Origin of the sequence: Yersinia kristensenii (assembly GCF_900460525.1) — a bacterium.
Lineage (GTDB): Bacteria > Pseudomonadota > Gammaproteobacteria > Enterobacterales > Enterobacteriaceae > Yersinia > Yersinia kristensenii.
Map to the genome: position 1 here is coordinate 3,689,132 of NZ_UHIY01000001.1, position 25,105 is coordinate 3,714,236.

A 25,105-nucleotide genomic window follows, 5' to 3' on the forward strand; every position below is an offset into this window, starting at 1 on the left:
CCATCCAACCCAGGCCCATGAAAATAGAACGGCCTGGGGAATATTTAATTGACGCCCTCCATTCCTCGCAGATATTTATCTTTTACGCACACATTCACTGGCAGCCCAATTAAGTAAGCTGCTTGTGCAAAACTGGATAGCCCCATAGAGGCGTTACCATAGGTTCTTTCTTCCGCAAGTGTGCCATACCATTTCCCCTCGATTTTCACACCAATAGCATTAAAGGCATTATCAGTTGACTCCGATGGGTGCCACATAATGCTGGCATTATACCCTTGGATTGGCTTGTTATATATCATGGTGCTGCCATCTTTTTCACACTGGTTTTTAAGTTCAGTATCTGCGAACACAAAACCGTGTAATATAATAGAAAAAAAGATATTAATTTTATCAAAAATTTCATTATATACACTCCTGACTCAAAGAATGACAATAAGTTTAAACATCTCTTTGGTTTTAATATTATCTAAAGCAAGAGCCCGTTTGAATTCGGTGTGCTCCAGCTCTACACCAAAACAGGCACTGACCATCGGCCTAATACCGGTTCTCATCAGCCACATACGCGCTAACCGTAAGTTTGGTCTGGTAAAGTAAGCGCTGTCATAGGGGCGATGACTCGCGCTCGAACGCGTTTGTCTGAAACGCGGGTTAGGTAACTGCCCGTTAGATTGGACATTCCCCCGCAATAAATAATATTGCGTCACAGTAGCGATTTGATCTGCTTCTATTCTGCGGTGAGCTATCCATTCCGATAAATGAGACGAAAAACGAGCAATCCGCAGGACTTCACTATGCGACTCATGACCATAGCGTAATAAGAAGAAGTCTAGCGTCTGCTCGGCACTATACATATTATCAGTTGCTCTCATCTGATAAATATTGACTTGGGCATTCGCCTCTCCGTGCTCATCCATATGCCGCAGGACCCGCTCTGCATATTCATAAGCAAATTGTCTGTTTGATGTGGTTGAAATAAAAGCACTGTCACCATAATCACTTTCGGCACTACGACAACTTCTGCCACTAAGATGCTCAATAATGTCATCATTCGTCCCTGCAGAATAAAAACCATTATTAAATATTTCACTATAGTTTCGGGTATCAACGCGCCACACAATATCGGGGGGTTTCGCCTCACATTTATAAGTCAATAAGATACTGATAAAATATAATAAAATTGTTTTGATTAATATCATCACTAACCTCTCATGAATAATATCAATGCTTAATTGAAGTCAGGAGAAAATATAAATATATCTGAAAACATCCATGGTCTATACAATAAAACGCCTTAATACATGCACAGAATCCATATCTAATTAAGAAGTATCATCTGATTTCATATTTTATAAATGAATTAATCGCAGGCAAAAAAAAAGCCAGCACCCGAGCTGGCTTAAAAAACACTGGAAGCAATGTGAGCAATGTCGTGCTTTTCTGTCAAAAGCCTGAAACTTTAGGCGTTATCCCGAAGAGCAAAGCAATGATAATGGTTATCAATAGCAGTTGCAAACACTTTGTTGAGAATTTTTCTCATTACCATACTGATTATGATGAGATTATAAACGACCACAAAATGAAATACTTCTCCGCCTAACGATGGACATCTGTGATTTCCCAATGAATAAACAATCATTTACTGTTTATTGCTGTAACAAACAGCAGACGGCGCAGTTGTTTTGCTCAATGGATTGGGGGGAGTGTCAGATTACGGTACACTAGAAGTATTGCTTACTGACTGCGAAGCGTTTATGCGTGCTTTATTTATTTGGATGCTGTCGATTGGGATGCTGTCCCTGGCTTGCCTTACGGCCCCAGTACTGGCGCAATCTACCCCGGCCGCCGCCCCTACTCAACCACTGCCGGATATCCGCCAGCGTGGCTTTGTCTATTGTGTCAGTGGGATTCTGAATACTTTCAACCCACAAATGGCCAGTAGCGGATTAACTATCGATACCTTGGCGGCACAGCTTTATGACCGCTTGCTGGACGTCGATCCTTACACTTACCGCTTGATACCTGAATTGGCAGAAAGCTGGCAAGTGCTGGATAACGGCGCGACCTACCGTTTTCATTTGCGTAAAGATGTTCCTTTCCAGACCACTGATTGGTTTACTCCCACGCGAAAAATGAATGCTGATGACGTCGTATTCAGTTTTCAGCGAGTATTTGACCCACAGCATCCTTATCATGATGTCAACGGCGGCGAATATCCCTACTTTGATAGCCTGCAATTTGCTGACGCGGTACAAAGTGTCAAAAAACTTGATGACTATACGGTTGAATTTAAACTAAAAGCCCCCGATGCCTCCTTTCTTTGGCATTTGGCGACCCACTATGCGCCGGTACTTTCTGCTGAATATGCCGATGTATTAGCCCAAAAGGGCCGACAAGAACAAATCGATCGCGAGCCAGTGGGCACCGGCCCCTTTTTACTCAATGAATATCGGTCTGGGCAATATATCCGCTTATTCCGTAACAGTGACTATTGGAAAGGTTTGCCACGTATGCCGCAGGTCGTCATTGACTTGGGTGCAGGGGGAACGGGCCGTTTATCCAAATTATTGACCGGTGAGTGTGATGTATTAGCCTATCCGGCTGCGAGCCAGTTATCTATTTTACGTGATGACCCCCGCCTGCGGCTGACACTGCGCCCAGGGATGAACGTGGCCTATTTGGCCTTTAATACTCGCAAACCGCCACTGAATGACCAACGTGTCCGACAAGCCATTGCTTTATCAATTAATAACCAACGATTGATGCAATCAATCTATTACGGTACAGCGGAGACAGCGGCGTCTATTTTACCTCGGGCATCATGGGCTTATGACAATCAGGCCCAAGTAACTGAATATAATCCGGAAAAAGCCAAAGAAATCCTCAAAGAACTGGGTCTGACTAAACTGCAACTCAACTTATGGGTGCCGACCGCCTCGCAGTCTTATAACCCCAGCCCCTTAAAAACAGCCGAGTTGATACAGGCCGATTTAGCGCAAGTCGGGATTACAGTGAATATCGTGCCAGTTGAAGGGCGCTTCCAGGAAGCTCGCCTGATGGAGATGAACCACGACCTGACACTCTCTGGCTGGTCAACCGACAGCAATGACCCCGACAGTTTCTTCCGCCCATTATTAAGCTGTGCAGCAATTCGTTCGCAAACAAACTATGCTCACTGGTGTGATCCAGAGTTTGATGCGTTGCTACAAAAAGCCTTACGTTCCCAGCAATTATCGGAGCGTATTGAATATTATCAGCAGGCTCAACGTATTCTGGAGCAACAACTGCCGCTACTGCCCTTGGCTTCATCCTTACGGTTGCAAGCATATCGATATGATATTAAAGGTTTAGTGTTAAGCCCGTTTGGTAATTCTTCTTTTGCCGGTGTGTTTCGCGAAAGCAAGACCGATGAGGGTAAAAAGCCATGATAATCTTCACGTTACGGCGCGTATTGCTGCTGGTGATAACGCTGTTTATGTTGTCATTGGTCAGTTTTAGCCTGAGCTATTTTACCCCTCACGGCCCGTTAAGCGGCGCATCGCTCTTGGATGCCTACCAGTTCTATTTCAGCAGCTTACTTCAATGGGATTTCGGCGTTTCCAGCATTAATGGTCAGCCCATCAGTGAGCAATTGCGCGAAGCTTTCCCTGCCACCATGGAACTCTGTGTTCTGGCCTTTACATTGGCCCTGTTTGTCGGCATTCCGCTGGGGATTATTGCGGGTGTGATGCGCGGCAAATTTGCTGATATCGCCATCAGCTCGATTGCGCTGCTCGGCTTCTCCATTCCGGTGTTTTGGCTGGCGCTGTTATTGATGCTGTTCTTTTCACTGCATTTGGGTTGGCTGCCGGTCTCCGGACGTTTTGATCTGTTGTATCAAGTCAAACCCGTCACCGGGCTGGCCCTGGTTGATGCGTGGTTATCAACCTCGCCCTATCGTAAAGAGATGATGCTCAGCGCGCTTGAGCACATGATTTTGCCCATCACGGCTTTAGCCGTGGCCCCCACCACAGAAGTTATCCGCTTAATGCGCACCAGCACCGATGATGTTATCGGGCAAAACTATATTAAGGCGGCGGCCACTCGGGGCTTATCCAGATTCACCATTATTCGCCGCCATGTGCTACATAATGCATTGCCGCCCATCATTCCAAAGTTGGGTTTGCAGTTCTCAACCATGCTGACATTGGCGATGATAACGGAAGTGGTTTTTAACTGGCCGGGGCTAGGCCGCTGGCTGATCAACGCCATTCGTCAACAAGATTACGCCGCTATTTCCGCTGGCGTGATGGTGGTTGGTTCGCTGGTTATCGTGATTAACGTACTGTCGGATATTCTGGGCGCAATGATGACGCCGTTAAAGCATAAGGAATGGTATGCCCTTCGATAATGTCTACCGCGAGAAGAAAATGCCCAGCCCGCTGCTGTATACCTGGCGGCTTTTCTATGCTGATGGCCTGGCGATGGTGGGGTTTTACGGTGTTCTGGGGTTGTTAGCCCTGTGTCTGTTGGGTAGCACTTTGGCCCCTTACGCCCTCGACCAACAGTTTTTGGGCTACCAATTACTACCGCCTTCTTGGTCACGTTACGGCAATGTCTCTTTCTTTCTGGGCACCGATGACTTAGGGCGCGATATTTTAAGCCGCTTATTGGCGGGCACCGCATCGACTTATGGCTCCGCGCTGCTGGTGACCGTGGCGGCAGCCCTGTGTGGTGTGGTGCTGGGCGTTTTTGCAGGTATCACCCATGGTTTTCGTTCGGCCATTCTTAATCACGTGCTGGATACATTGCTCTCTATTCCCTCACTGCTGCTGGCCATCATTGTGGTGGCCTTTGTCGGCCCCAGTTTAGAACACGCAATGTTCGCCGTGTGGTTGGCATTGTTACCCCGTATGGTGCGCACCATTTATAGCGCCGTGCACGATGAATTGGATAAAGAATATGTGATCGCCGCGCGTCTGGACGGCGCTTCCACCCCGCATATATTGGCCTATGCTATTTTTCCGAATATTGCAGCAGTGTTAGTTACTGAATTTACGCGGGCGTTATCGATGGCGATTTTGGATATTGCCGCATTGGGCTTTCTCGATTTGGGCGCACAATTACCCTCGCCGGAATGGGGCGCAATGCTCGGGGATTCACTGGATTTAGTCTATGTCGCCCCGTGGACTGTCATGCTGCCCGGCGGAGCAATTTTGGTCAGTGTGTTGTTGGTTAACCTATTAGGTGATGGTATGCGCCGGGCGATTAATGCGGGGGTGGAATAATGCCGTTACTGGATATTCGCAACCTCACTATTGAGTTTATGACCGCTGAGGGGATGGTGAAAGCGGTTGACCGCATCAGTATTACTCTGACTGAGGGGGAGGTTCGTGGGCTGGTCGGTGAGTCTGGTTCGGGCAAGAGTTTGATTGCTAAAGCTATCTGCGGAGTGAGTAAAGACAATTGGCGCATCACCGCTGACCGCTTTCGTTTTGATGACATCGATTTATTGCAACTGACTCCACGTGAGCGCCGTAAGGTGATCGGCCATAATATTTCGATGATTTTTCAGGAGCCGCAATCCTGTCTGGATCCATCTGAGAGTATTGGTCAGCAATTGGTACAAGCTATCCCCGGTTGGACGTACAAAGGCCGTTGGTGGCAGCGATTTCATTGGCGCAAGCGTCGGGCCATCGAGCTGCTGCACCGAGTGGGGATTAAAGACCATAAAGATATTATGCGCAGTTACCCCTATGAGTTAACGGAAGGCGAATGCCAAAAGGTGATGATTGCTATCGCGCTGGCCAATCAACCGCGGTTACTGATTGCCGATGAACCCACCAATGCGATGGAACCCACCACTCAAGCGCAAATTTTCCGCCTGCTGGCGCGGCTGAATCAAAATAATAACACCACCATTTTGCTGATCAGCCATGATTTGCAGATGATGAGCAAATGGGCCAACCGGATTAACGTGCTGTATTGCGGGCAAACCGTAGAGAGTGCGGTTTGCGAAGATCTGCTGGCGGCCCCGCACCATCCTTATACTCAAGCGCTGATCCGTGCAATGCCCGACTTTGGCCGCGCGCTGCCACATAAAAGTCGGCTAAATACCTTACCGGGAGCCATTCCGTCATTGGAACATTTACCGATTGGCTGCCGTCTGGGGCCACGCTGCCCCTATGCACAGAAAACCTGCATTGAAACACCACGCTTGCGATTGGTGAAAAATCATGCCTTTGCCTGCCACTTCCCCTTAAATCTGGAGGAGCAATAATGGCCGAGACACTGCTTGAAGTCCGAAATCTGAGCAAGACCTTCCGCTATCGCACCGGGTTGTTTCGCCGTCAACATGTCGAGGCGGTTAAATCGGTCAGTTTTACCTTGCGCGAGGGGCAAACACTGGCGGTCATTGGTGAGAATGGCTCGGGTAAATCCACCTTGGCGAAAATGCTGTCGGGCATGATTGAGCCGACTGACGGTGAACTACTGATTGATGACCATCGTCTGGTGTATGGCGATTATGCTTATCGCAGCCAACGTATTCGGATGATTTTCCAAGACCCCAGCACCTCACTGAACCCCCGTCAGCGTATCGGCCAACTGCTGGATGCACCACTCAAACTGAACACTGATTTAGATGCCCCCGCACGCGAACAGCGCATCTATCAGACATTACGCCAAGTGGGGCTATTGCCGGATCACGCTAATTACTACCCTCATATGTTGGCTTCCGGCCAAAAGCAGCGTATTGCGCTGGCGCGGGCCTTGATTTTGCAACCGAAAGTGATTGTTGCCGATGAAGCTTTGGCTTCGCTGGATATGTCCATGCGCTCGCAGATTATTAATCTGATGCTGGAATTACAGGAGAAACACGGCATATCCTATATTTATGTCACCCAGCATTTGGGCATGATGAAACATATCAGTGACCAGGTGATTGTGATGCATGAAGGGGCGGTGGTGGAGCGCGGCAGTACCGCGGAAGTGCTGGCAGCCCCCTTGCACGACCTAACCAAGCGATTGATTTCCAGTCATTTTGGTGAAGCACTCACCGCAGATGCCTGGCGGCGGGATAGCGCCAATTTCTAATTAATCTTGGATAATGTGACGTTGTCACTCATCTTTGTTTTGATCATAACAACGTGTCGCCGCGATCCCTGATCGCGGTTTTTTTATGCAGCCAAGCGCCTTTACCCGGTTACTGGCTAACGTAATAACATTTTTGTTATATATAATAATATATTATTACTTTTAGTTATTGATTATGGTTTAACGTTATTTTATCTCGCAAACCCAATCGGCAATGATATCCACTGTGTTCATTCCATAAAACAACAGGATATTTCGCCGATGTTGAATCCTCCTACCTTGCATAGCACCCAGCCAGATACCCCGCGACTCGCCCTGTTCATTATTCATCCGCACCCGTCACAGGGGGCTGCGGCGTGTCACCCACATTTACCTTTAACTTTGGCGCGTTGCTGCCCCTAACGGAGGTCACTATGGTGCAATTTAGACGGCAAGATAATGCTCATTGGTATCATGAAACTCAGCGCAGTGGTCGGGCTCTTACAGCACAAATTGCCGATGAAAATGACACGGCGAATAGCGGTAACATCAGCAATCCCTATCATGGCGAAAACCTCATTGAACAAGGTGTCTTCCTGCTTGGCTTAGCCAATGATATTCCTACCCCTTTAGGCGATATCTTACAACATCATGCCGCGATTTTATCTGCCTCAGATGCCATGTATCAGGCGCTTTTCCCTCCAATTGTTGAGTTAGACCACGAAAATACATTTTCTCTGTATGACCGGTTAAGTAGCGCCTTGACTGTCGCGCAGGTTACCGGGGTGCAACGATTATGCAGTCACTATGCCGCCCGCCTCACCCCCCTTTCCAGCCCGGATGCCTCGCGGGAAAGTAATATACGGCTCACACAAATCACCCAATATGCACGCCAACTCGCCAGCCAGCCGACCTTGATTGATCGACATGCGCTACAGCAATTGGCTGAGGTGGGACTGACGAATGCAGACATTATTGTTTTATCGCAGATAATCGGCTTTATCGGCTTCCAAGCCAGAGTGGTCGCCGGCTTTTCTGCTCAAGCGGGTTATCCGACCGTCATGCTGCCCGGCTTCCCACGAATGGAAGATGCCGCATCAATCCTGTTACCCGAAAATCAACCACAATGGCAAGGTTGGCTGCCCTCACTGGCGGAAAATGAATTTATTGCAACAGAAGAGTCACCGGTGAATATTGAGGTCACACTTAATACGTTACTCGCGTACCATCAAGAGAGCTTATCAGCCTATAGCGCGATTACTGCGCAACTGGATAGCCATGAGCGAGTGCCATCTGACTGGCAACAGCTAGTCTCCCTGGTGAGCGCCCGAATCAACGGCAGCCGCTACTGCCAAGCCAGCCATCAGCATAATTTGCAACAACTGACCGGAAACACTCTATTATTAGCCGCGCTACAAACCGGAATTGACAGTGCTTTGAAAGAGACGGCTTTAACCGCCCCCCCCAATAAGCCAATAACTCAGCAGCTTATCTCTGTTACGGCCGAACTGACCCGCGCCCCAGAGCGCTTTAGCCACCCGCATATTAGCCCGTTGCTGGCCTTGGGTCTCAGTGACAAGCAGTTGCTCAGTATTATTTTCTGTATTGCCTCGGCGGGCTGGACCAACCGCCTGCGCCACACTTTGGGGCAAACAGTTTGATTCACGCCCCCCTCCCACCTTTATGCTCCGTGGGTCATTAGCCATTGCTGGGCGACGTCAAAGAAATGCTGAGCCAGCGGTGTCACCCGCCCTGGTTCAGCCACCACCACCGCTGCATGCCGCCTCATCGGAGGGATATCTACCGGCCTGCGCTGTAACGCCGGGGACATGGCCTCCAGCAAACTGCCCTGCGGGAACAGACCACAACCCAGGCCAACAAAAACCCCTTGTAGCAATTGCAAGATAGAGGTGCTTTCCAACCGAATATGTAATGACAGCTCTGCATCGCGAAAATTATTATCCAAATACCGGCGGAAATAGCGGCTCGGTTCCGCCAGACAAAGTGGCAATGCGGCCACCTGGGAAAGTGTTAGTGGCTCGGTACCGATCAATTCAGGGAAATGTTCCGGGTGGAATAGCAGGTCAACCCCGCTATCGATGAGCGGTTGCCCTTGAAAATGCAGTTCATTCAAAGTGCTCAGTTCGAAAAAACCGATCCCAACATCAACCGAGTGCCCCGTCAGGGCTTCCAGCAGTTGATCAGCACTTAACACTGAGACCCGATAGTCCAGATGAGGGTAGCGCTCACTGGCGCTTTTCAGCAATTGCGCCAATGAAATACTGCATTGTGGCACCACGCCAATCCGCAGTGTGCCATTCAGACCATATTTAAGTGATTCCACCTCCAGCTTTAGCCCTTGATAGACAGAGACTATTTCTCTCGCCCATGCTAAAACTCGCTCACCTTCCGCAGTAAATCCTTCAAAATTATTGCCACGGTTTATAAGGGGGACACCCAGCTCGCGCTCCAGATTTTTCAAACGCATCGACAAGGTCGGCTGGCTGACAAAGCTGGCTTCCGCTGCACGACCAAAATGCCGCTCGCGTTCCAAATTACACAGATAAATAAGCTGTTTGATATCCATACTGAATCTCAAATTTTCACGATTCGATGCAGTATATCATTGTGCTTCCATCAGATGTTTTGCCGCACCGCCGTTTTTTAAACCAAAAATTTACATAACTGTGGGATCCAGCACTCAGTTTACTTCTCACCTTAGATACTCGACTGATTAACACTTGAGCTTATTTTGGATAATTTCAGACTTTTCATTGTAAGCGCAATATTGGTTTGGTTATTCACATACCTGCAACGATATGAACCACAAAAAAGCCAAATAGCAGAATATACGCCTAATTAAAATCAGTTCAGCTTTTAATCAAAACAAAAAAGCGTCAAACAGCGAAAACATAAACGTTAATACTGCATAACATTTGCAACATAGCTGCATCGCACTGACAGAGATATATGTAACAGAACATTACAAAGGCCTTGTCTCGTCGACAAAGATAGTGAACATTAACCGCCGATAAATATCTTATAACAACGCAAAAGGATGCCATCTCGCGCATTCACTTTTGTCTTTCCTGTCATTTATATATCTGTCAGGGAGTAAAAACAGGGGTTTCCGTGTCAACAGCAAACAGTAATCAACAACCGCCAAACGGCAGTCAACCCGAAATCAGTTTGAATGCTTTCAAGCAACCGAAAGCGTTTTACCTGATCTTCTCTATAGAACTTTGGGAGCGTTTTGGTTATTACGGCCTGCAAGGGATCATGGCCGTTTATCTGGTGAAAATGCTCGGAATGAGCGAAGCCGATTCAATCACCTTATTTTCCTCCTTCAGCGCCCTGGTCTACGGCTTTGTCGCCATTGGTGGCTGGTTAGGGGATAAAGTTCTTGGTGCGAAACGTGTCATCGTGCTGGGTGCGCTGGTGTTGGCAGTAGGTTATTCCATGATAGCTTATTCGGGCCATGATATTTTCTGGGTTTATCTGGGCATGGCAACTATTGCCGTTGGTAATGGTTTGTTCAAAGCCAACCCATCCTCCCTGCTGTCAACCTGCTATAACAAAGACGACCCGCGTTTGGACGGTGCATTCACCATGTACTATATGTCCATCAATATAGGTTCATTCTTCTCTATGATGGCAACCCCATGGTTGGCGGTGAGATATGGCTGGAGCGTTGCATTTTCACTGAGTGTTATTGGGATGCTGATCACTCTGGTAAACTTCTGGTTCTGCCGTAAATGGGTGAAAAATCAAGGTTCTAAGCCTGACTTCGCGCCGTTGCAGTTTAAAAAGCTGTTGATGGTATTGGTTGGCGTCGTGGCGCTGATTGCCCTGTCGAGCTGGCTATTGCATAACCAGGTAGTTGCCCGTTGGGCGCTGGCGCTGGTGTCTGCCGGCATCATCTGTATTTTTGCCAAAGAGACATTTTCACTGCACGGCACCGCACGCCGTAGAATGATTGTCGCATTCCTATTGATGTTGGAAGCGGTGGTGTTCTTTGTGTTGTACAGCCAAATGCCAACATCGCTGAATTTCTTCGCTATTCATAACGTTGAACACAGCATCTTGGGTATTAACTTCGAGCCGGAACAATTTCAGGCTTTGAACCCGTTCTGGATTATGGTTGCCAGCCCAATACTGGCCGCAATCTATAATAAGATGGGCGATAGCCTGCCAATGCCGCACAAATTTGCTTTCGGTATGGTGCTCTGCTCCGCCGCTTTCCTGGTACTGCCGTGGGGAGCAAGCCTTGCTAATGAACACGGTATAGTCTCTGTCAATTGGCTGATACTCAGCTATGCATTGCAGAGTATTGGTGAACTGATGATTTCTGGCCTGGGTCTGGCAATGGTGGCGCAGTTAGTGCCGCAGCGCCTCATGGGCTTCATCATGGGGTCATGGTTCCTGACTACCGCTGCAGCGGCGATGATCGCCGGTAAAGTGGCCGCATTGACCGCAGTGCCCAGTGATATCACTGATGCCCATGCATCACTGGCTATCTATAGCCACGTGTTTATGCAGATTGGTATTGTGACCGCCATCATCGCGGTTCTGATGATGTTAACTGCACCAAAACTGTATCGCATGACATTGGCGCCGAGTGACGAAGCGCCATCTGCCGCCGCCGTTTAATTATCTGGCTAGCAAACAGCGCTCCCGCGGGGGCGCTTTTTTTTTGCTTAATATCAATCAATATCAGTTAGTTGACCAGACGGCCAACTGATATCCGTCTGGATCGGTAAAGTGGAAACGCCGCCCGCCGGGGAAAGCAAAAACCGGTACCACAATTTCGGCACCCGCCTCTTCCAGACGTTTTTGTGTTGATTCCAAATTATCAGCATACAGAATAATAAGTGGCCCACCATTGGGCTTAACCTCGCCCAAAGTAAACCCCCCGGCCAATCGACCATCAGTAAATTCGCAGTAGTTCGGCCCGTAATCCGTAAACTGCCAGTTGAAAATCTTGCCATAGAAATCTTTCGAACGGGCAATATCACTGACGGCAAACTCAATATTGTCGATACGACTATCATTTCCCTGAATACCCATACTGTGCTCCGGTGATTAACGTATTAATTAATGTCACGGTTTAATCTTAAACATTTACTCAATTTATGTCTCCGTTATCACCTACAGCCAATATGAATAACGCCTCTATTTTGTACAAAAAATAAACTATACTTTAAAGCATTCGAGGTGCATTAACCCCGAGAAGCTTACTGTAGTCAGTGATAATGAGGTGATTTATGATCAACCATGTTTGGGGACTAATGACCCATCCCGGTCAGGAATTACAGCAAATCAAACGTGAGGGTGAAAGCATACGCCACATGTATGCTCATCACATTCTCCTGATGGCGGCTATCCCGGTGATTTGCGCATTTATCGGCACCACGCAAGTCGGTTGGAGCTTTGGTGACGGCCAGACCATAAAGCTGACACCCCTCACCGCGCTCTATTCTGCTGTGATTTTCTATGTGCTGATTCTGGCCGCCGTAGTATTGATGGGCCGAGTTATTTACTGGATGGCCCGCCGTTATGAAAGCCGCCCGAGTTGGCAAAATTGTACTCTGTTCGCTGGTTATGCTGCCACACCGATGTTTTTGGCGGGTGTGGTTGCGCTCTACCCAATTATTTGGTTGTGCTTATTGGTCGGGGTGATTGCACTTTGTTATGCCGGTTATCTGATGTATCTAGGGATCCCCACTTTCCTAAACATTGATCGGCAAGAAGGTTTTATTTTCTCCGGCTCGACCTTTGCCATCGGGGTGTTGGTGTTAGAGTTACTTCTGGGTCTAACCGTCTTACTGTGGGGTTATGGTTCGCGATTATTGTCACTGTAATAACGGATTATTGTGACACTGTCACATATTACTGCATCCGTTCTCTGGGTCATATCTCGGAGGGCGGGCCTTTAATGGGCTATTTGCCGTCACTAACAGGCTTTTATCGTGATTAATGTCGCCCAGATCGCAATCTCTTACATCCCCGCACAGAATAAGGTTGTACACTGTGTGAGACTGATGCAAACAAGGCAAAAAAAATGAAAAAGCTGACATTAAAAGAAATGACCGAAAGTGAGCAACGCGATGTCAAAACGCAACTCGATAAAGCCAGGATAAATTTAGGTAGGGCATTAACCAACTCAGAACAAAATAAAGTGAAAGATGAAGCAATAGAAAGAATCATGAACGCCCGAGAACAAATAGCCAAGTCAACCCGCGTAGAAAGAAAAACCAAAAAAACAGCACCAAGCACCACCACCTTTAGCTGGTCTGCCTCTATCAGCACACGTCCACCACGGTAACAACTTCCACTGACAGGAAATAACTGTCATGGATGACCTACAGTGGCGGAAATTCACTGCTGTAGGTCAACTTCTTACTTTCTGCATAATTATATTACATTGCTTTAGCTGCATTATTTTCGTGCCTGTTTTAGGATTAAGGAAGCTTTTTTCTTTCAGTGCTCTATTAAGGAGTTTGTGATGAAATTGTTCTATAAACCCGGTGCCTGCTCTTTGTCCCCCCATATTGTATTACGTGAAGCGGGGTTAGACTTCAGTATTGAAAGCGTCGATCTGGCGACTAAAAAAACTGAAACGGGTGAAGACTATTTGCGCATTAATCCAAAAGGACAAGTCCCCGCTCTGTTACTGGATGACGGAAGCCTACTCACTGAAGGTGTGGCTATCGTGCAATATCTGGCAGATAAAGTGCCCGATCGTCAGCTCATTGCGCCATCAGGTACACTTTCTCGCTATCACGCCATTGAGTGGTTAAATTTCGTGGCGACTGAATTACATAAAGGTTTCAGCCCGCTGTTTAACCCGAAAACGCCTGATGAATATAAAGCGATTGCTCGTGAACGGCTGGATAAACAATTCAGCTACGTCGATAGCGAATTAGCAAAACATGATTATCTGTTAGGCTCAAAATTCAGTGTGGCCGACGCCTATCTATTTACGGTAACTCGTTGGGCAAATGCCCTGAAGCTTGAAATTAAACAGCGCAGCCATTTAGACAAATATATGGCGCGCGTTGCTGAGCGCCCGGCAGTAAAAGAAGCCTTGGCAGCAGAGAAGATATAAAGAAGTCAGTCATTAGATTGATTAGAGTGCCCCAGATTAAGGGGCACTGTGCAGCAAACTATAATTTCGTCGCACTGAATTGGTGGCCAGGATGCACAATGGCATCCTGCGCTGCAACCACCTGAAGTTCATACTCCCCCATCTCCTGAGTTTTCAGCATTACTTCATAGACGGCGGCAGTCACATGCTCGAGCGCTTTATCCAAGGGTTCGCCTTTGAGCAGATTGACCAGCAATAATCCACTCGTCAAATCCCCCACACCCACGGGCTGGCGTGCACCAAAATCCACCAGCGGGCGGCTAATGTGCCAGGCATCGTCAGCGGTCACTAATAACATTTCAAAACAGTCCAGATGATAACCGGCGCGGCTCAAGTGCTTGACTAAAACAACTCTCGGCCCTTTAGCACAAAGGTCACGAGCAACCTTGACGGCTTGTTCAACATTTTCGACTCGCACACCACTGAGTTGCTCCAATTCGAGCAGATTAGGCGCAATAATGTCACTGGCGGGTAATGCTTCTTTGCAGAAAAACTCTGCCACACCCGGCGCAACGATACAGCCTTTTTCAGGGTGCCCCATGACCGGGTCACAAAAATACCAGGCATTAGGGTTGGCCTGTTTGACGCGCGCGACGGCCGCCAAAATATGGCCGCCTTGTTCCGGTGAACCTATATAACCACTCAATACAGCATCACACTCTTTCAGTCTGCCAATATCGGCAATACCTTGAACAATTTCAGTCAGATGGCTGGCTGGCATGACACATCCCGTCCAGTGACCATATTGAGTATGATTCGAAAATTGGACAGTATTCAGCGGCCAGACATTAACACCCATCCGGCGCATAGGAAACTCAGCCGCACTATTACCAGCATGGCCAAAAACAACATGGGACTGAATTGAAAGTATATTTTTCATTGGTACGGCCTAAAGTGAATAAACCATCAGCAAAAAAATAAGGGGCAAACTTGCCCCTTATTTTCTTTTACTCTTACAGCCAGCTAATCAGGCAATAATGTTTTTTGCCACGGCGCAATAAGGTGTAGCGCCCAAAGAGACGATCAGCATCCGTGAAAATGTATTCCGGATCGGATAACTTCTCACCATTGATAGCCACAGCATTAGAGCTAATCATGGTACGAGCTTGACCACGGGAAGGCACCAACTCCGCATTGACCAACGCTTGCTGCAAATCTGCATCACGGGTCAGTTCAATGGTCGGCATACCATCTTGCGCCAACTGAGCAAAGTCAGCTTCTGTCATCTGGTTTAAATCACCGGAGAACAAGCTGGCGGTGATACGTTTAGCTGCCGCCAGCCCCTCTTCGCCATGCACCATACCCGTGACATTTTCGGCCAACACGTACTGAGCACGCGGTGCTTTACCGCTGTTTTTATCTTCTTCTTCCAGTGCGTTAATCTCTGCCAAACTCATGAAAGTAAAGAATTTCAGGAAGCGATAAACATCAGCATCTGCGGTATTGATCCAGAATTGGTAGAATTTGTAAGGGCTGGTTTTCTTCGGATCAAGCCATACTGCACCACCTTCCGTTTTACCGAACTTGGTGCCATCTGCTTTGGTGATCAATGGGACGGTCAACCCATAAACCTGCTGCTGGTGAAGGCGGCGAGTCAAATCAATCCCCGAGGTAATGTTACCCCATTGGTCAGAGCCGCCAATTTGCAGCGCCACCCCGTGTGCTTTATTCAGACAAGCAAAATCATAGGCTTGCAGCAAGTTGTAGGAAAACTCAGTAAATGAGATACCACTGTCGTCGCGATTCAAGCGCTGTTTGACGGCTTCTTTATTAATCATCTGATTAACCGAGAAGTGTTTGCCGATATCGCGCAGGAAAGTCAGCACATTCATGCCGCCGAACCAATCGTAATTGTTCGCTGCAATAGCGCTGTTTTCACCACAATTAAAATCCAGGAATGGCGACACTTGTCGGCGAATTTTCTCCACCCACTCATTCACCGTATCTTCAGTATTCAGTTTACGTTCGCTAGCTTTGAAGCTGGGGTCACCTATCATACCGGTAGCACCACCGACTAAAGCGACCGGGCGGTGTCCTGCCAGTTGGAAACGCTTTAAGCATAACAACGGAACCAGATGACCCAAATGCAAGCTGTCTGCGGTCGGATCGAACCCGCAATACAGTGAAATTGGCCCTTGCGCCAGTCTCTCTGCTAACGCGTTTTCATCCGTAACCTGGGCAACGAGGCCCCGCTCTTGCAATTGTTTAATCAGGTTGCTGCTGGTCATCAACGACTCCATTGTTTTTTACAAAAATTTGTCTTTTACGAAGGGTATTCAAGGAAGGGTATAGAATAAAGCGCTCGCAGCACAAGCGCTAGGATTTCATCACTCTCAGGGTGCTAAACGGTCAATTTCCCATGCATTTGCATCTCGTTGATAGATAAAACGGTCATGCAACCGGTGTTCGCCTCCTTGCCAGAACTCGACAGAGTCGAATTTAACGCGGAAGCCACCCCAAAAACTGGGCAGCGGCACATCACCTTGTTGGAATTTTTGCTTGAGCTCGAGAAATTTACTTTCCAGCACCCCTCGGGCTGAAATTCGTGAGGATTGCTGGGATACCCAAGCACCAATCTGGCTATCTTTCGGACGAGAACGGAAATATTTCAGCACTTCGAGGGTGGAAAGGCGTTCTGCTTTACCAAGGAAAATGACTTGTCGGTCGAGCATATGCCAAGGAAATAATAAGCTGATATGCGGATTTTCAGCCAATTGCTGCGCTTTGCGACTGCCTAAATTGGTATAGAACACCAAGCCTTGATCATCATAATGCTTTAGCAACACAATGCGCTGATAGGGCTGGCCGTTGGCATCAACAGTTGCCACACACATGGCTGTTGGATCAGGCAAGCGCGCATCACAGGCCTGTTTGAGCCAATGCTCAAACAACTCCAATGGATTTTCAGTTAAATCGCTACGGCGGAGACCGCCACGAATATATTCACGGCGCAAGTCAGCCACATCAAATTCATTCTTGTCAGTCATGTAAGCTCGGTCATGTACAGGAAAGCAGTGATTATCATTCTGCCCTTGCAGCAGCAGAATCACAATCACCCTGAGCCAGCAACAGCCTGATTACTTGATCAAAGTATTTATTTTATCAACATACAGTCATTGATAATAATTTTTTCGTCACGCTCAACAAAAGCCGTATTCCCTTTTGACCAAAAAGTATAGCGGCCATCACTGTATTTGGCCCCCGACGCCGCGCGTACTTGTGGCAAGACCAGTTGTTTACCATCTAACACCAAACTGACTTTATCTTGCTTATTGTCCTGCATCACTTGCAGTTGGGTGGTGCCACATTGGTAATGCAAAGTTTCGCTCTTCGGTTGCACCACACTGCACCCTGCCAGTATCAAAACGGCTACTGCACCCAATAGCGTTGTCGCGCCCAATAAATATTTCATTTTGCCGTCCTTATTGCGTGAATAAGCCACCGTACTCTATGGCAGCTTAGCACCATCATCGTGACGATACAGGATAGACTGCTCCTAAAATGGTCTCACAACTGGCTCCGGTCACTGAGGGTAAGTTACCCGGTTTACCGGACAAGGTTCTAAATGCCAGCCAGGCGAATGCCAATGCTTCCATATCATCGCCACTGACGCCAAAATCATCAGTGACACACACTTCGGTACCCGGCAGCAAGGTTGACATCCGCGACATCACTAATGGGTTGCGCGCACCGCCCCCGCAGACCAATAATCGCTCACAACCTCCGGCTAACTGCACTTGCTCAGCAATAGAGAGCGCGGTTAGCTCTGCTAATGTCGCCTGAATATCCTCAGGTTTTATGCCCGGAATTTTAGTCAACTGCTTATCCAGCCATCCCGCATTGAAATATTCGCGCCCGGTACTTTTCGGCGCGGGTTTGGCAAAGTAGGGGTCACTGAACATCAGCTTCAGGAGTGGTTGATTAACCCGCCCGGATAGGGCCCAAGCGGCGTCTTTGTCATAAGGTAAGGAGCGGTTGCGCCAAATCCAGCTATCCATCAGCATATTCCCTGGCCCAGTATCAAAACCGCGCACCGGCGAATCCGGTAATAGCAGGGATAAATTCGCAATACCGCCAATGTTCAACACCATCCGCCGCTCAGTGGCATGGGCTAATAATGCATGGTGGAAGGCCGGAACCAGAGGTGCGCCCTGCCCGCCATAGGCCATATCCCGGCGACGAAAATCCCCGACAGTGGCAATTTTTGTCATGGCAGCAATGCGATTGTTATCACCTAATTGCAGGGTAAAGGCCGGCTCTCCCAGCGGCTCATGCCATACTGTTTGCCCGTGACAACCAATGGCGGTGATATCTTGCCCCGTCAACCCCTCTTGGGCCAATAGCGCCAGCACGGCTTCGGCAAATAATATCCCCAATTGGGCATCGAGCTTCCCCACGGCTGATAGTGTGGTTGACTGCCCTTGGCACATGCCAAGAATGTCTTTCTTCAACTGTAGCGGCATCGGGTGGCAATAACTGGCCTGCTGAGCCACCATACGCTCATCAATGGCGGCCAGCACGACGTCAACACCATCCAGACTGGTTCCTGACATGACTCCAATAAAACGGCCTGATTTCATAGCAATGACCTTATTTCCCATTGAGGGACAAAATAGTAACAAGACTTTGACCGGCTAAGTCAGAATAATAAAATTAACACCATGAAAAGATATACTTTTTTAAGTGTATACCGCCATAGGGGCATACCTTAAAGAAGGTTTTTTATTTGTAGGAAGGGTCACATAAAAGTTATTGATGCTGATATTTTCGTTTACAGCATGACATTTCTGACTTTCAGAAAGTTAAACTGCTGTTTAATATTGGTTGAGCTATCACCCGCTAAGCTGCGGAGCCATTGATGTGATCGAAAAATTAACCGACTATCAAAAATAAGTTAAGTAGTGAAATAAATATTTGGGTAAGCCATACTTTATGCAAATACTAGGCCGTCAATGGACTGGATTTGGATATACCAGACATACTGAACCGTAATACGGTTATGCATTTTAATAGGAGTTTTTATGATCAAGCCATTAATCGCCATCGCTATTGCTGCGGTAACTCTAACCGGTTGTGCCAACAACAACACCTTGTCTGGTGACGTTTTTAGTGCATCACAAGCCAAACAAGTACAAACGGTGACTTACGGTACATTGCTTTCAGTTCGTCCGGTCACGATCCAAGGTGGCGATGACAACAATGTTATGGGCGCTATCGGTGGTGCTGTTCTGGGTGGTTTCCTGGGGAATACTGTTGGTGGCGGTACTGGACGTAGCCTGGCAACGGCAGCAGGCGCAGTTGCTGGTGGTATGGCAGGCCAAGGTGTTCAGGGTGCAATGAACCGTACTGACGGCGTGCAACTTGAAGTGCGCAAAGATGATGGCACAACCATTCTGGTTGTTCAGAAACAAGGCCCGACCCGCTTTAGCGTCGGTCAGCGCGTGATGCTTGCTAGCAGCGGCAGCACCGTCACGGTGAGCCCACGTTAATTGCTTATCCGGCATATTCATCAATAAATAACAGTACATCAATAACAACGCACTAATGATGTCATCACTAAAAGCCAGAGATCATAATGATCTCTGGCTTATTTTTACTGCTAAAAATTTATTTCTGCTGTGAATAGAGTCGTAAAGCTTTATTTTACTTACTTTGTAATTGAATAATGTTTTTCTCGAGCTTATCAATTAAGCCAGATAATACTTCAACTTCATCTGCTGAGATCCCCCCGAGAATTTCTTTGCGGGTGGAACATATGACTCCATCAACCTGCTCTATTATCGGTGAAGACTGTTCCGTCAGTTTTATCCTCTTTGCACGCCGATCATTTGCACAGGTATGGCGTGTGATTAGACCTTTCTCCTCCAGTTGATCTAAGGTTCTAACTAATGATGGTTGTTCGATACCAATCGCTTTTGCCAGTTGAATCTGTGATTGCTCAGGTGGTAAACGATTAATGTTATGCAAGGTAACCCAATGCGTTTGGGTCAGTTCCAACGGCTTTAACCGATGGTCAATCAGTGCGCGCCAAACGCGAACTAATCGTGCTAAATCAGATCCTAATGTCGATTCCAATTGCCCCTCCTTTTATTTAGCGTGCTAGCATAACTACCAGAGTCCAGTCTATTTTGAGTAATTAACATTAAAAACACAAATGTATATATACCGTCGATGCTAGGAGAATAGCAATAAATACGGGAAATCCTTTAAAAATATTTATGAATTCCCTTAAATTACCCCTTAAGGATTAACCTTATGTATGTATCAATATTATCCGCAAAGGCACCCCTATCCGACTTGGTATTAGGTGCATCTATCTATTTCCCGCCAATATTCAAGGCGGTTATACTCGGTTTGGTGCTATGGCTATTGATCCATCATGTGCTGCGGAATTGGATCTACTCTGGTGACATCTGGCATCCAATATTAATGGATCTATCCATTTTTGTCATTGCGGTCAGTGTTTCTTTATGGATATTAGCCAGTTGGTAAATTGATATGAATCATCCGTCTCTTAAATATTTCTCTTCGGTCATCGTGTTCGCCCTCGCACTCTGTGCCGGTTGGTGGATGTGGAATTATTATATGCAATCTCCCTGGACTCGCGATGGTAAAGTCCGGGCAGAATTAGTCAGTATCACACCAGAAGTCTCTGGCCGATTGGTTAAAATATTAGTTCATGATAACCAGTTGGTAAGCGTGGATAGCTTATTATTTGTCATTGACCCACAACCCTATCAGTTGGCCCTGGATAATGCTCAAGCGGCTGTAGTGCGCGCTCAGGCTGAATTAGCTAAAGCCAATCATGAAGCTGAACGTCGCCGAAACTTACCTAAAAATATCATCTCAGGTGAGGATCTTGATATCGCCAACTTAACGGCAGACAGCATGAAAGCGGCCTATCAGGGCGCACTGGCAAACCTCGAGCAAGCGAAGTGGAACCTCAGTAAAACCAACATTTATGCCCCAACCAGCGGCTACATTACTAACTTGCAAAGCCGCGTTGGTGATTATGCCACCACCGGGACTCCATTAGTCGCGCTAATCGATACTGATTCATTCTATGTGATGGGCTATTTCGAAGAAACCAAGCTAAGACACATTAGAGAAGGTAATAAAGCCAAGATTGTTTTGTATAATGGCAATATTCCTTTACAGGGCGTGGTGGAAAGTATTGGTCGCGCCATTTACGACCAAAGTGTCGATACCGGTGGTAATTTATTGGTTGATGTGAAACCGAATGTGCCTTGGGTACGTCTGGCGCAGCGGGTCCCGGTGAGGATTAAATTGTTGGATGTCCCAGCAGATGTCGCATTGATTGCTGGCACCACCTGTACCATTTCGCTGGTGGATTAAGCCATGCGCCTCACACTCCCCTCATGGCAACAAACGCCTTGGGGTAAGGCTAATGCAGGTCAGTGGCGTTACGCGCTGCGTAATTCGCTGGCGATGTGTCTATCCCTGTGGATTGCATTTACGCTGAATTTAGATGAGCCCTACTGGGCGATGACCTCCGCGGCAGTGGTCAGTTTCCCAACCATCGGGGGGGTCATCAGTAAGAGTATTGGGCGGGTTATCGGCAGCCTGATTGGTGCTGCGGCATCCTTAATCATTGCCGGTCATTGCCTGAATGACCCCTGGCTGTTTACTTTTGTCATTGCCGCCTGGATTGGCCTGTGTACTTTTGTTTCAAATCATTACCAGAATAATGTTTCCTATGCTTTTGCTTTAGCTGGCTATACCACCGCAATCATCGCTTTTTCTACCGTCAATACCACTGACACACAGCAAATTTTTGATATTGCCCAAGCTCGAGTCTGTGAGGTGATTACCGGCATTCTCTGCGGCGGTCTGATGATGATGCTACTACCCAGCACTTCAGACGGCGAAGCACTGCTGACATCATTACGCCGGATGCAATCCCGCTTGCTGGAACACGCGGAATTATTGTGGCAAACCGAACAAACACCACAGATCCGCACCTCACATGAGGGCGTGATTGGGCAGATTCTCACCATGAATCTGCTGCGTATTCAGGCATTTTGGAGCCATTACCGTTTGCGGCGACAAAATAATGTATTGAATTTTATTCTGCATCGCCAGCTACGCATCACCAGCGTGATTACCAGTTTACGCCGCATGTTGGTTAACTGGCCGTCTCCACCAGAGAACCTGCCCGCCGTTCTCGCGCAATTGCTCGCGGCGTTGCAGCAACCGGGCTGTGATAAATACCAGATAGCCAAGATCCTGCAACACATTGCTCCCCATGATGAGTTTGATTATCGCCATCGGGCCTTTTGGTTAAGATTACGGCATTTTTGTTGGCTCTATTTACAAGTCAATCACTGGCTGGCACAACTGGATAAAGAACCTGAAGCCGGCATGTTATTACCGCCACCGGTGACCTCACTGGCTCGCCATACCGACACCTATGAGGCCGCCTATAATGGCCTGAGAACCTTTGCTTGCATTGTTATCGGCTGTGCATTCTGGATACAAACTCAATGGAGTTCGGGCAGTGCCGCGCTAGCATTAGCAGCGGTAAGTTGCGTACTCTACTCTGCTACCCCGTCCCCCACTGACAGCATTGCTACACTACTGAAAGCCATTGTTTTGCTCTCCATCAGCTGCTTTATTCTGAAATTTGGCGTAATGATACAAATTGATGATTTTTGGCAATTTGCCGTGCTGCTATTTCCGATTTTAATCACCATGCAAATGATGAAGCTTCAGCATCCGCCTTATGCCGCTCTGTGGGGGCAATTGATTGTTTTTATGGGGTCATTCTTGAGTGTGACCAACCCACCCAGCTATGATTATCAAGAATTTCTGAATGATAACATTGGGAAATTAGTTGGCGTTATGCTGGCGGGAGTGGCATTTCAGCTACTCCGCCCTAGCTCCGATAAACGAAAAAGTCGGCGAATTATTCGTATGTTGCGACGTGATTTTATCGACCAACTCAGCAGCCATCCGCAACAAAGTCAAAATCAATTTGAATCACTGATATATCACCGCATTAATCAGCTCAATCTCAGCAAAGATCAGCCAGCGCGCCTGTGGTTGCTCCGTTGGGGTATGGTGCTGCTCAATTGCAGCCATGTGGTCTGGCAGTTACGTGATTGGCAAACTACCTCCGCCCCGTTATCCGCTGTGCGGGATGGGTGTATTCATTGCCTGAAAGGCTGTATGACAGAGAAAGGTATTCAGCCGAGTTCGCTACAAGCGACATTGCAAGAATTACTGCGTATGAGTGAAATTTTAGGGCAATATCCGGATGCCTCTGGCCGAGAGTTGGCCGGGCTTATCTGGCGATTGTATTGCTCACTGACCCAACTTCAGTTGGCCGTGCCGGGCGAGGAAAATGGTGCTGGCGAGAAAGATAAAGTTGCGCCAGCCTGAGGCTCGCTGGCGCAGAGAATCACCTTAAGGCACGTCATAGCCCAGCGCAGCACGGCGAATACGGAACCACTGCTGGCGTGTCATCGTGAGAGAGAGTGACGCCCATGCGGATTTAACCCGCTCTATCTTGCCCGAACCAATAATCGGTAATGGCGCAGAAGGCAAACGCAGCACCCAAGCATAAACCACTTGCTCAATACTTTCAGCGCCTATTTCGTCTGCTACTGTCTGTAATTCATTACGCAATGTTTGGAATTCGGGGTCACTAAACACCCGACCACCGCCCAAGCAAGACCATGCCATTGGCTTAATACGCAACTGTTGGCAAGCATCAAGTGTTCCGTCCACAATCGCTGGCTGATGCAGCGGTGAAATCTCTACCTGATTTGTGACCAAGGAGAATGGCAGCCGTGATTGCAGTAAGCTGAATTGTGCCGGTGAAAAGTTCGAAACACCAAAATGTTTTACTTTGCCGCTTTGGTGTAATTGAGTGAATGCCTCAGCAACTTCATCAGCATCCATCAATGGATCAGGACGATGAATCAGCAATAAATCAAGATAGTCTGTATGCAGATGCGTCAAAGATTGTTCTGCACTTGCAATAATATGAGAACGATCAGTAATGTAATGCCCCAAAGCATGTTCTGGTTTAGCTGTAGTGGCAATGCCACATTTACTGACTAATTCCAGTTGGCTGCGCAAAGAAGGTTTAAGGCGTAGTGCTTGCCCAAATGCCTGCTCGCACTGATAACCACCATAAATATCAGCGTGATCCGCAGTTGTGATGCCCAACTCAATATGTTGCTCGATAAAAGTCAACAATTGCGCCGGTGTCATGTCCCATTCCATCAGCCGCCAATAACCGCAAATCATGCGGGAAAACTCAGGCCCGAGCGGAGCCAGTTGGCTACGTGTATCCATTATTAGCTACCTCATTTGTTTATCTGCTCATAAGCATACACAACCAGCAGAAAGGTTAAATCCTCCCTGAGCAATGAATTGGTGCTGAGTGGTGAAATCGCCATATCCGCCATGCATCAAGCTGCATGTGCGTTGGCGGCTCTTACTCGCCCGAATCATTAACTCGCGTCCACTCATCGAATCGAGATGATGTGTCTCATCAGAGGCTCACCCTACGGGCCAGCGTAAGCGCTGTTCAAAAGGGTTTACCACCAATTTGTCTTTCACTGGCCGCCGTCCTGCAACTCGAATGATTTAGGGTGTAGATCCTAAGGTAAAATAATGGCGAATCAGAATAATGAAGGTTGCTCTGGCAGAGGGTCATCGAGCTGTTTGTTGGCGCGCTGCAAGCGCAATAGCCGTTGACGGCACAGCCGCAAGACATCTCGCTTTTGCGGGTCACTCATTTTAATCCAATTAAAGCGCTCATCCCGGCTACGCATGCATCCACGGCAGAAGCCACGGTCATCTGTTTGGCAGATACCGCGGCACGGACTGGGGATGTCAAAAAACTCAAGTTGCTGAGCCAAATCGCCTCCTGAAGCT

26 protein-coding genes are annotated in these 25,105 nt (G+C 47.8%); 14 read left to right on the forward strand and 12 right to left on the reverse strand.

The features are described 5' to 3' along the window. Positions 1-44: 44 nt before the first annotated feature. Complete coding sequence (locus DX162_RS16870; RefSeq protein ID WP_098080836.1) at positions 45-386, reverse strand: hypothetical protein; 342 nt, start codon at positions 384-386, stop codon at positions 45-47. Positions 387-419: 33 nt separating this feature from the next. Then, positions 420-1,196: a putative AB5 enterotoxin ADP-ribosylating subunit YtxA gene (ytxA, locus tag DX162_RS16875; protein ID WP_004390220.1), complete on the reverse strand. Its 777-nt coding sequence runs from the start codon at positions 1,194-1,196 to the stop codon at positions 420-422. Between the two features lie 555 nt (positions 1,197-1,751). Between ytxA and sapA the strand changes: the two genes are divergently transcribed. The 6 genes from sapA (at position 1,752) to DX162_RS16910 (ending at position 8,711) form a co-directional block, all read left to right on the forward strand. Continuing rightward, positions 1,752-3,425 (forward strand): ABC transporter substrate-binding protein SapA, encoded by a 1,674-nt coding sequence (sapA, locus tag DX162_RS16885; protein WP_004390217.1) that lies wholly within the window; start codon positions 1,752-1,754, stop codon positions 3,423-3,425. After that, a complete protein-coding gene (gene sapB / locus DX162_RS16890; protein WP_032819701.1) occupies positions 3,422-4,387 on the forward strand; it encodes a putrescine export ABC transporter permease SapB in 966 nt (321 codons plus the stop codon). Before sapA ends, sapB begins: the two co-directional genes overlap by 4 nt. Then, entirely contained in the window at positions 4,374-5,264 is an 891-nt protein-coding gene (gene sapC / locus DX162_RS16895) for a putrescine export ABC transporter permease SapC (protein ID WP_032819700.1), read from the forward strand. Before sapB ends, sapC begins: the two co-directional genes overlap by 14 nt. Continuing rightward, on the forward strand, positions 5,264-6,256 hold the full coding sequence (sapD, locus tag DX162_RS16900) for a putrescine export ABC transporter ATP-binding protein SapD (protein ID WP_004390215.1): 993 nt from the start codon (positions 5,264-5,266) through the stop codon (positions 6,254-6,256). The genes sapC and sapD overlap by 1 nt, the downstream gene beginning before the upstream one ends. Continuing rightward, on the forward strand, positions 6,256-7,071 hold the full coding sequence (gene sapF, locus DX162_RS16905) for a putrescine export ABC transporter ATP-binding protein SapF (protein ID WP_032819698.1): 816 nt from the start codon (positions 6,256-6,258) through the stop codon (positions 7,069-7,071). Before sapD ends, sapF begins: the two co-directional genes overlap by 1 nt. 413 nt (positions 7,072-7,484) lie before the next feature. Further along, positions 7,485-8,711, forward strand: a complete 1,227-nt coding sequence (locus DX162_RS16910; protein WP_032819696.1) for a CMD domain-containing protein — start codon at positions 7,485-7,487, stop codon at positions 8,709-8,711. Positions 8,712-8,731: 20 nt separating this feature from the next. Here DX162_RS16910 and DX162_RS16915 read toward each other — a convergent pair whose 3' ends face one another. Further along, positions 8,732-9,637: a LysR family transcriptional regulator gene (locus DX162_RS16915; RefSeq protein ID WP_004390212.1), complete on the reverse strand. Its 906-nt coding sequence runs from the start codon at positions 9,635-9,637 to the stop codon at positions 8,732-8,734. Between the two features lie 545 nt (positions 9,638-10,182). Between DX162_RS16915 and dtpA the strand changes: the two genes are divergently transcribed. After that, entirely contained in the window at positions 10,183-11,700 is a 1,518-nt protein-coding gene (dtpA, locus tag DX162_RS16920; protein ID WP_004390211.1) for a dipeptide/tripeptide permease DtpA, read from the forward strand. Positions 11,701-11,763: 63 nt separating this feature from the next. Here the strand turns inward: dtpA and DX162_RS16925 are convergent, their stop codons facing one another. Beyond that, positions 11,764-12,117 (reverse strand): VOC family protein, encoded by a 354-nt coding sequence (locus tag DX162_RS16925; protein ID WP_004390210.1) that lies wholly within the window; start codon positions 12,115-12,117, stop codon positions 11,764-11,766. 197 nt (positions 12,118-12,314) lie between these two features. On the opposite strand from DX162_RS16925, the gene DX162_RS16930 reads away from it, so the two are divergent. From DX162_RS16930 to gstA, 3 genes are all read left to right on the forward strand, one after another. Beyond that, positions 12,315-12,911, forward strand: coding sequence for a Yip1 family protein (locus DX162_RS16930; protein WP_072085579.1), 597 nt, complete (start codon positions 12,315-12,317; stop codon positions 12,909-12,911). A gap of 200 nt (positions 12,912-13,111) precedes the next feature. Then, positions 13,112-13,375 (forward strand): YjbD family protein, encoded by a 264-nt coding sequence (locus DX162_RS16935; RefSeq protein ID WP_004390208.1) that lies wholly within the window; start codon positions 13,112-13,114, stop codon positions 13,373-13,375. Between the two features lie 180 nt (positions 13,376-13,555). Continuing rightward, positions 13,556-14,158 carry a glutathione transferase GstA gene (gstA, locus tag DX162_RS16940; protein ID WP_004390207.1) on the forward strand — a complete coding sequence of 201 codons (603 nt, stop codon included), beginning with the start codon at positions 13,556-13,558 and terminating at the stop codon, positions 14,156-14,158. A 58-nt stretch (positions 14,159-14,216) separates the two neighbouring features. Here gstA and pdxY read toward each other — a convergent pair whose 3' ends face one another. The 5 genes from pdxY to anmK all read right to left on the reverse strand — a co-directional run bounded on the left by pdxY (position 14,217) and on the right by anmK (position 18,777). Continuing rightward, positions 14,217-15,077: a pyridoxal kinase PdxY gene (gene pdxY / locus DX162_RS16945; protein ID WP_004390206.1), complete on the reverse strand. Its 861-nt coding sequence runs from the start codon at positions 15,075-15,077 to the stop codon at positions 14,217-14,219. A 73-nt stretch (positions 15,078-15,150) separates the two neighbouring features. Then, on the reverse strand, positions 15,151-16,425 hold the full coding sequence (gene tyrS / locus DX162_RS16950; protein ID WP_032819694.1) for a tyrosine--tRNA ligase: 1,275 nt from the start codon (positions 16,423-16,425) through the stop codon (positions 15,151-15,153). A gap of 105 nt (positions 16,426-16,530) precedes the next feature. Further along, on the reverse strand, positions 16,531-17,184 hold the full coding sequence (gene pdxH, locus DX162_RS16955; protein ID WP_032819760.1) for a pyridoxamine 5'-phosphate oxidase: 654 nt from the start codon (positions 17,182-17,184) through the stop codon (positions 16,531-16,533). A gap of 107 nt (positions 17,185-17,291) precedes the next feature. Then, a complete protein-coding gene (locus DX162_RS16960) occupies positions 17,292-17,609 on the reverse strand; it encodes an MliC family protein (protein ID WP_032819692.1) in 318 nt (105 codons plus the stop codon). A 55-nt stretch (positions 17,610-17,664) separates the two neighbouring features. Then, positions 17,665-18,777, reverse strand: coding sequence for an anhydro-N-acetylmuramic acid kinase (gene anmK / locus DX162_RS16965; RefSeq protein ID WP_032819691.1), 1,113 nt, complete (start codon positions 18,775-18,777; stop codon positions 17,665-17,667). A 441-nt stretch (positions 18,778-19,218) separates the two neighbouring features. Between anmK and DX162_RS16970 the strand changes: the two genes are divergently transcribed. Next, entirely contained in the window at positions 19,219-19,686 is a 468-nt protein-coding gene (locus DX162_RS16970; protein ID WP_004390199.1) for an outer membrane lipoprotein, read from the forward strand. A 154-nt stretch (positions 19,687-19,840) separates the two neighbouring features. Here the strand turns inward: DX162_RS16970 and rovA are convergent, their stop codons facing one another. Then, positions 19,841-20,272, reverse strand: a complete 432-nt coding sequence (gene rovA, locus DX162_RS16975; protein WP_004390198.1) for a virulence master transcriptional regulator RovA — start codon at positions 20,270-20,272, stop codon at positions 19,841-19,843. A gap of 180 nt (positions 20,273-20,452) precedes the next feature. Here rovA and DX162_RS16980 point away from each other — a divergent pair, with 180 nt between their 5' ends. Genes DX162_RS16980 through DX162_RS16990 form a run of 3 tightly spaced genes read left to right on the forward strand, consistent with a single transcriptional unit; the run spans position 20,453 to position 23,599 of the window. Then, a complete protein-coding gene (locus DX162_RS16980; RefSeq protein ID WP_032819688.1) occupies positions 20,453-20,689 on the forward strand; it encodes a DUF1656 domain-containing protein in 237 nt (78 codons plus the stop codon). A gap of 6 nt (positions 20,690-20,695) precedes the next feature. Beyond that, positions 20,696-21,553 carry an efflux RND transporter periplasmic adaptor subunit gene (locus DX162_RS16985; RefSeq protein WP_004390196.1) on the forward strand — a complete coding sequence of 286 codons (858 nt, stop codon included), beginning with the start codon at positions 20,696-20,698 and terminating at the stop codon, positions 21,551-21,553. 3 nt (positions 21,554-21,556) lie between these two features. Further along, on the forward strand, positions 21,557-23,599 hold the full coding sequence (locus tag DX162_RS16990; protein ID WP_004390195.1) for an FUSC family protein: 2,043 nt from the start codon (positions 21,557-21,559) through the stop codon (positions 23,597-23,599). Between the two features lie 24 nt (positions 23,600-23,623). Here the strand turns inward: DX162_RS16990 and DX162_RS16995 are convergent, their stop codons facing one another. Both DX162_RS16995 and DX162_RS17000 read right to left on the reverse strand, forming a co-directional pair. After that, positions 23,624-24,520, reverse strand: coding sequence for an aldo/keto reductase (locus DX162_RS16995; protein ID WP_004390194.1), 897 nt, complete (start codon positions 24,518-24,520; stop codon positions 23,624-23,626). A gap of 329 nt (positions 24,521-24,849) precedes the next feature. Then, entirely contained in the window at positions 24,850-25,089 is a 240-nt protein-coding gene (locus DX162_RS17000; RefSeq protein ID WP_032819687.1) for a DUF1289 domain-containing protein, read from the reverse strand. Between the last annotated feature and the right edge of the window lie 16 nt (positions 25,090-25,105).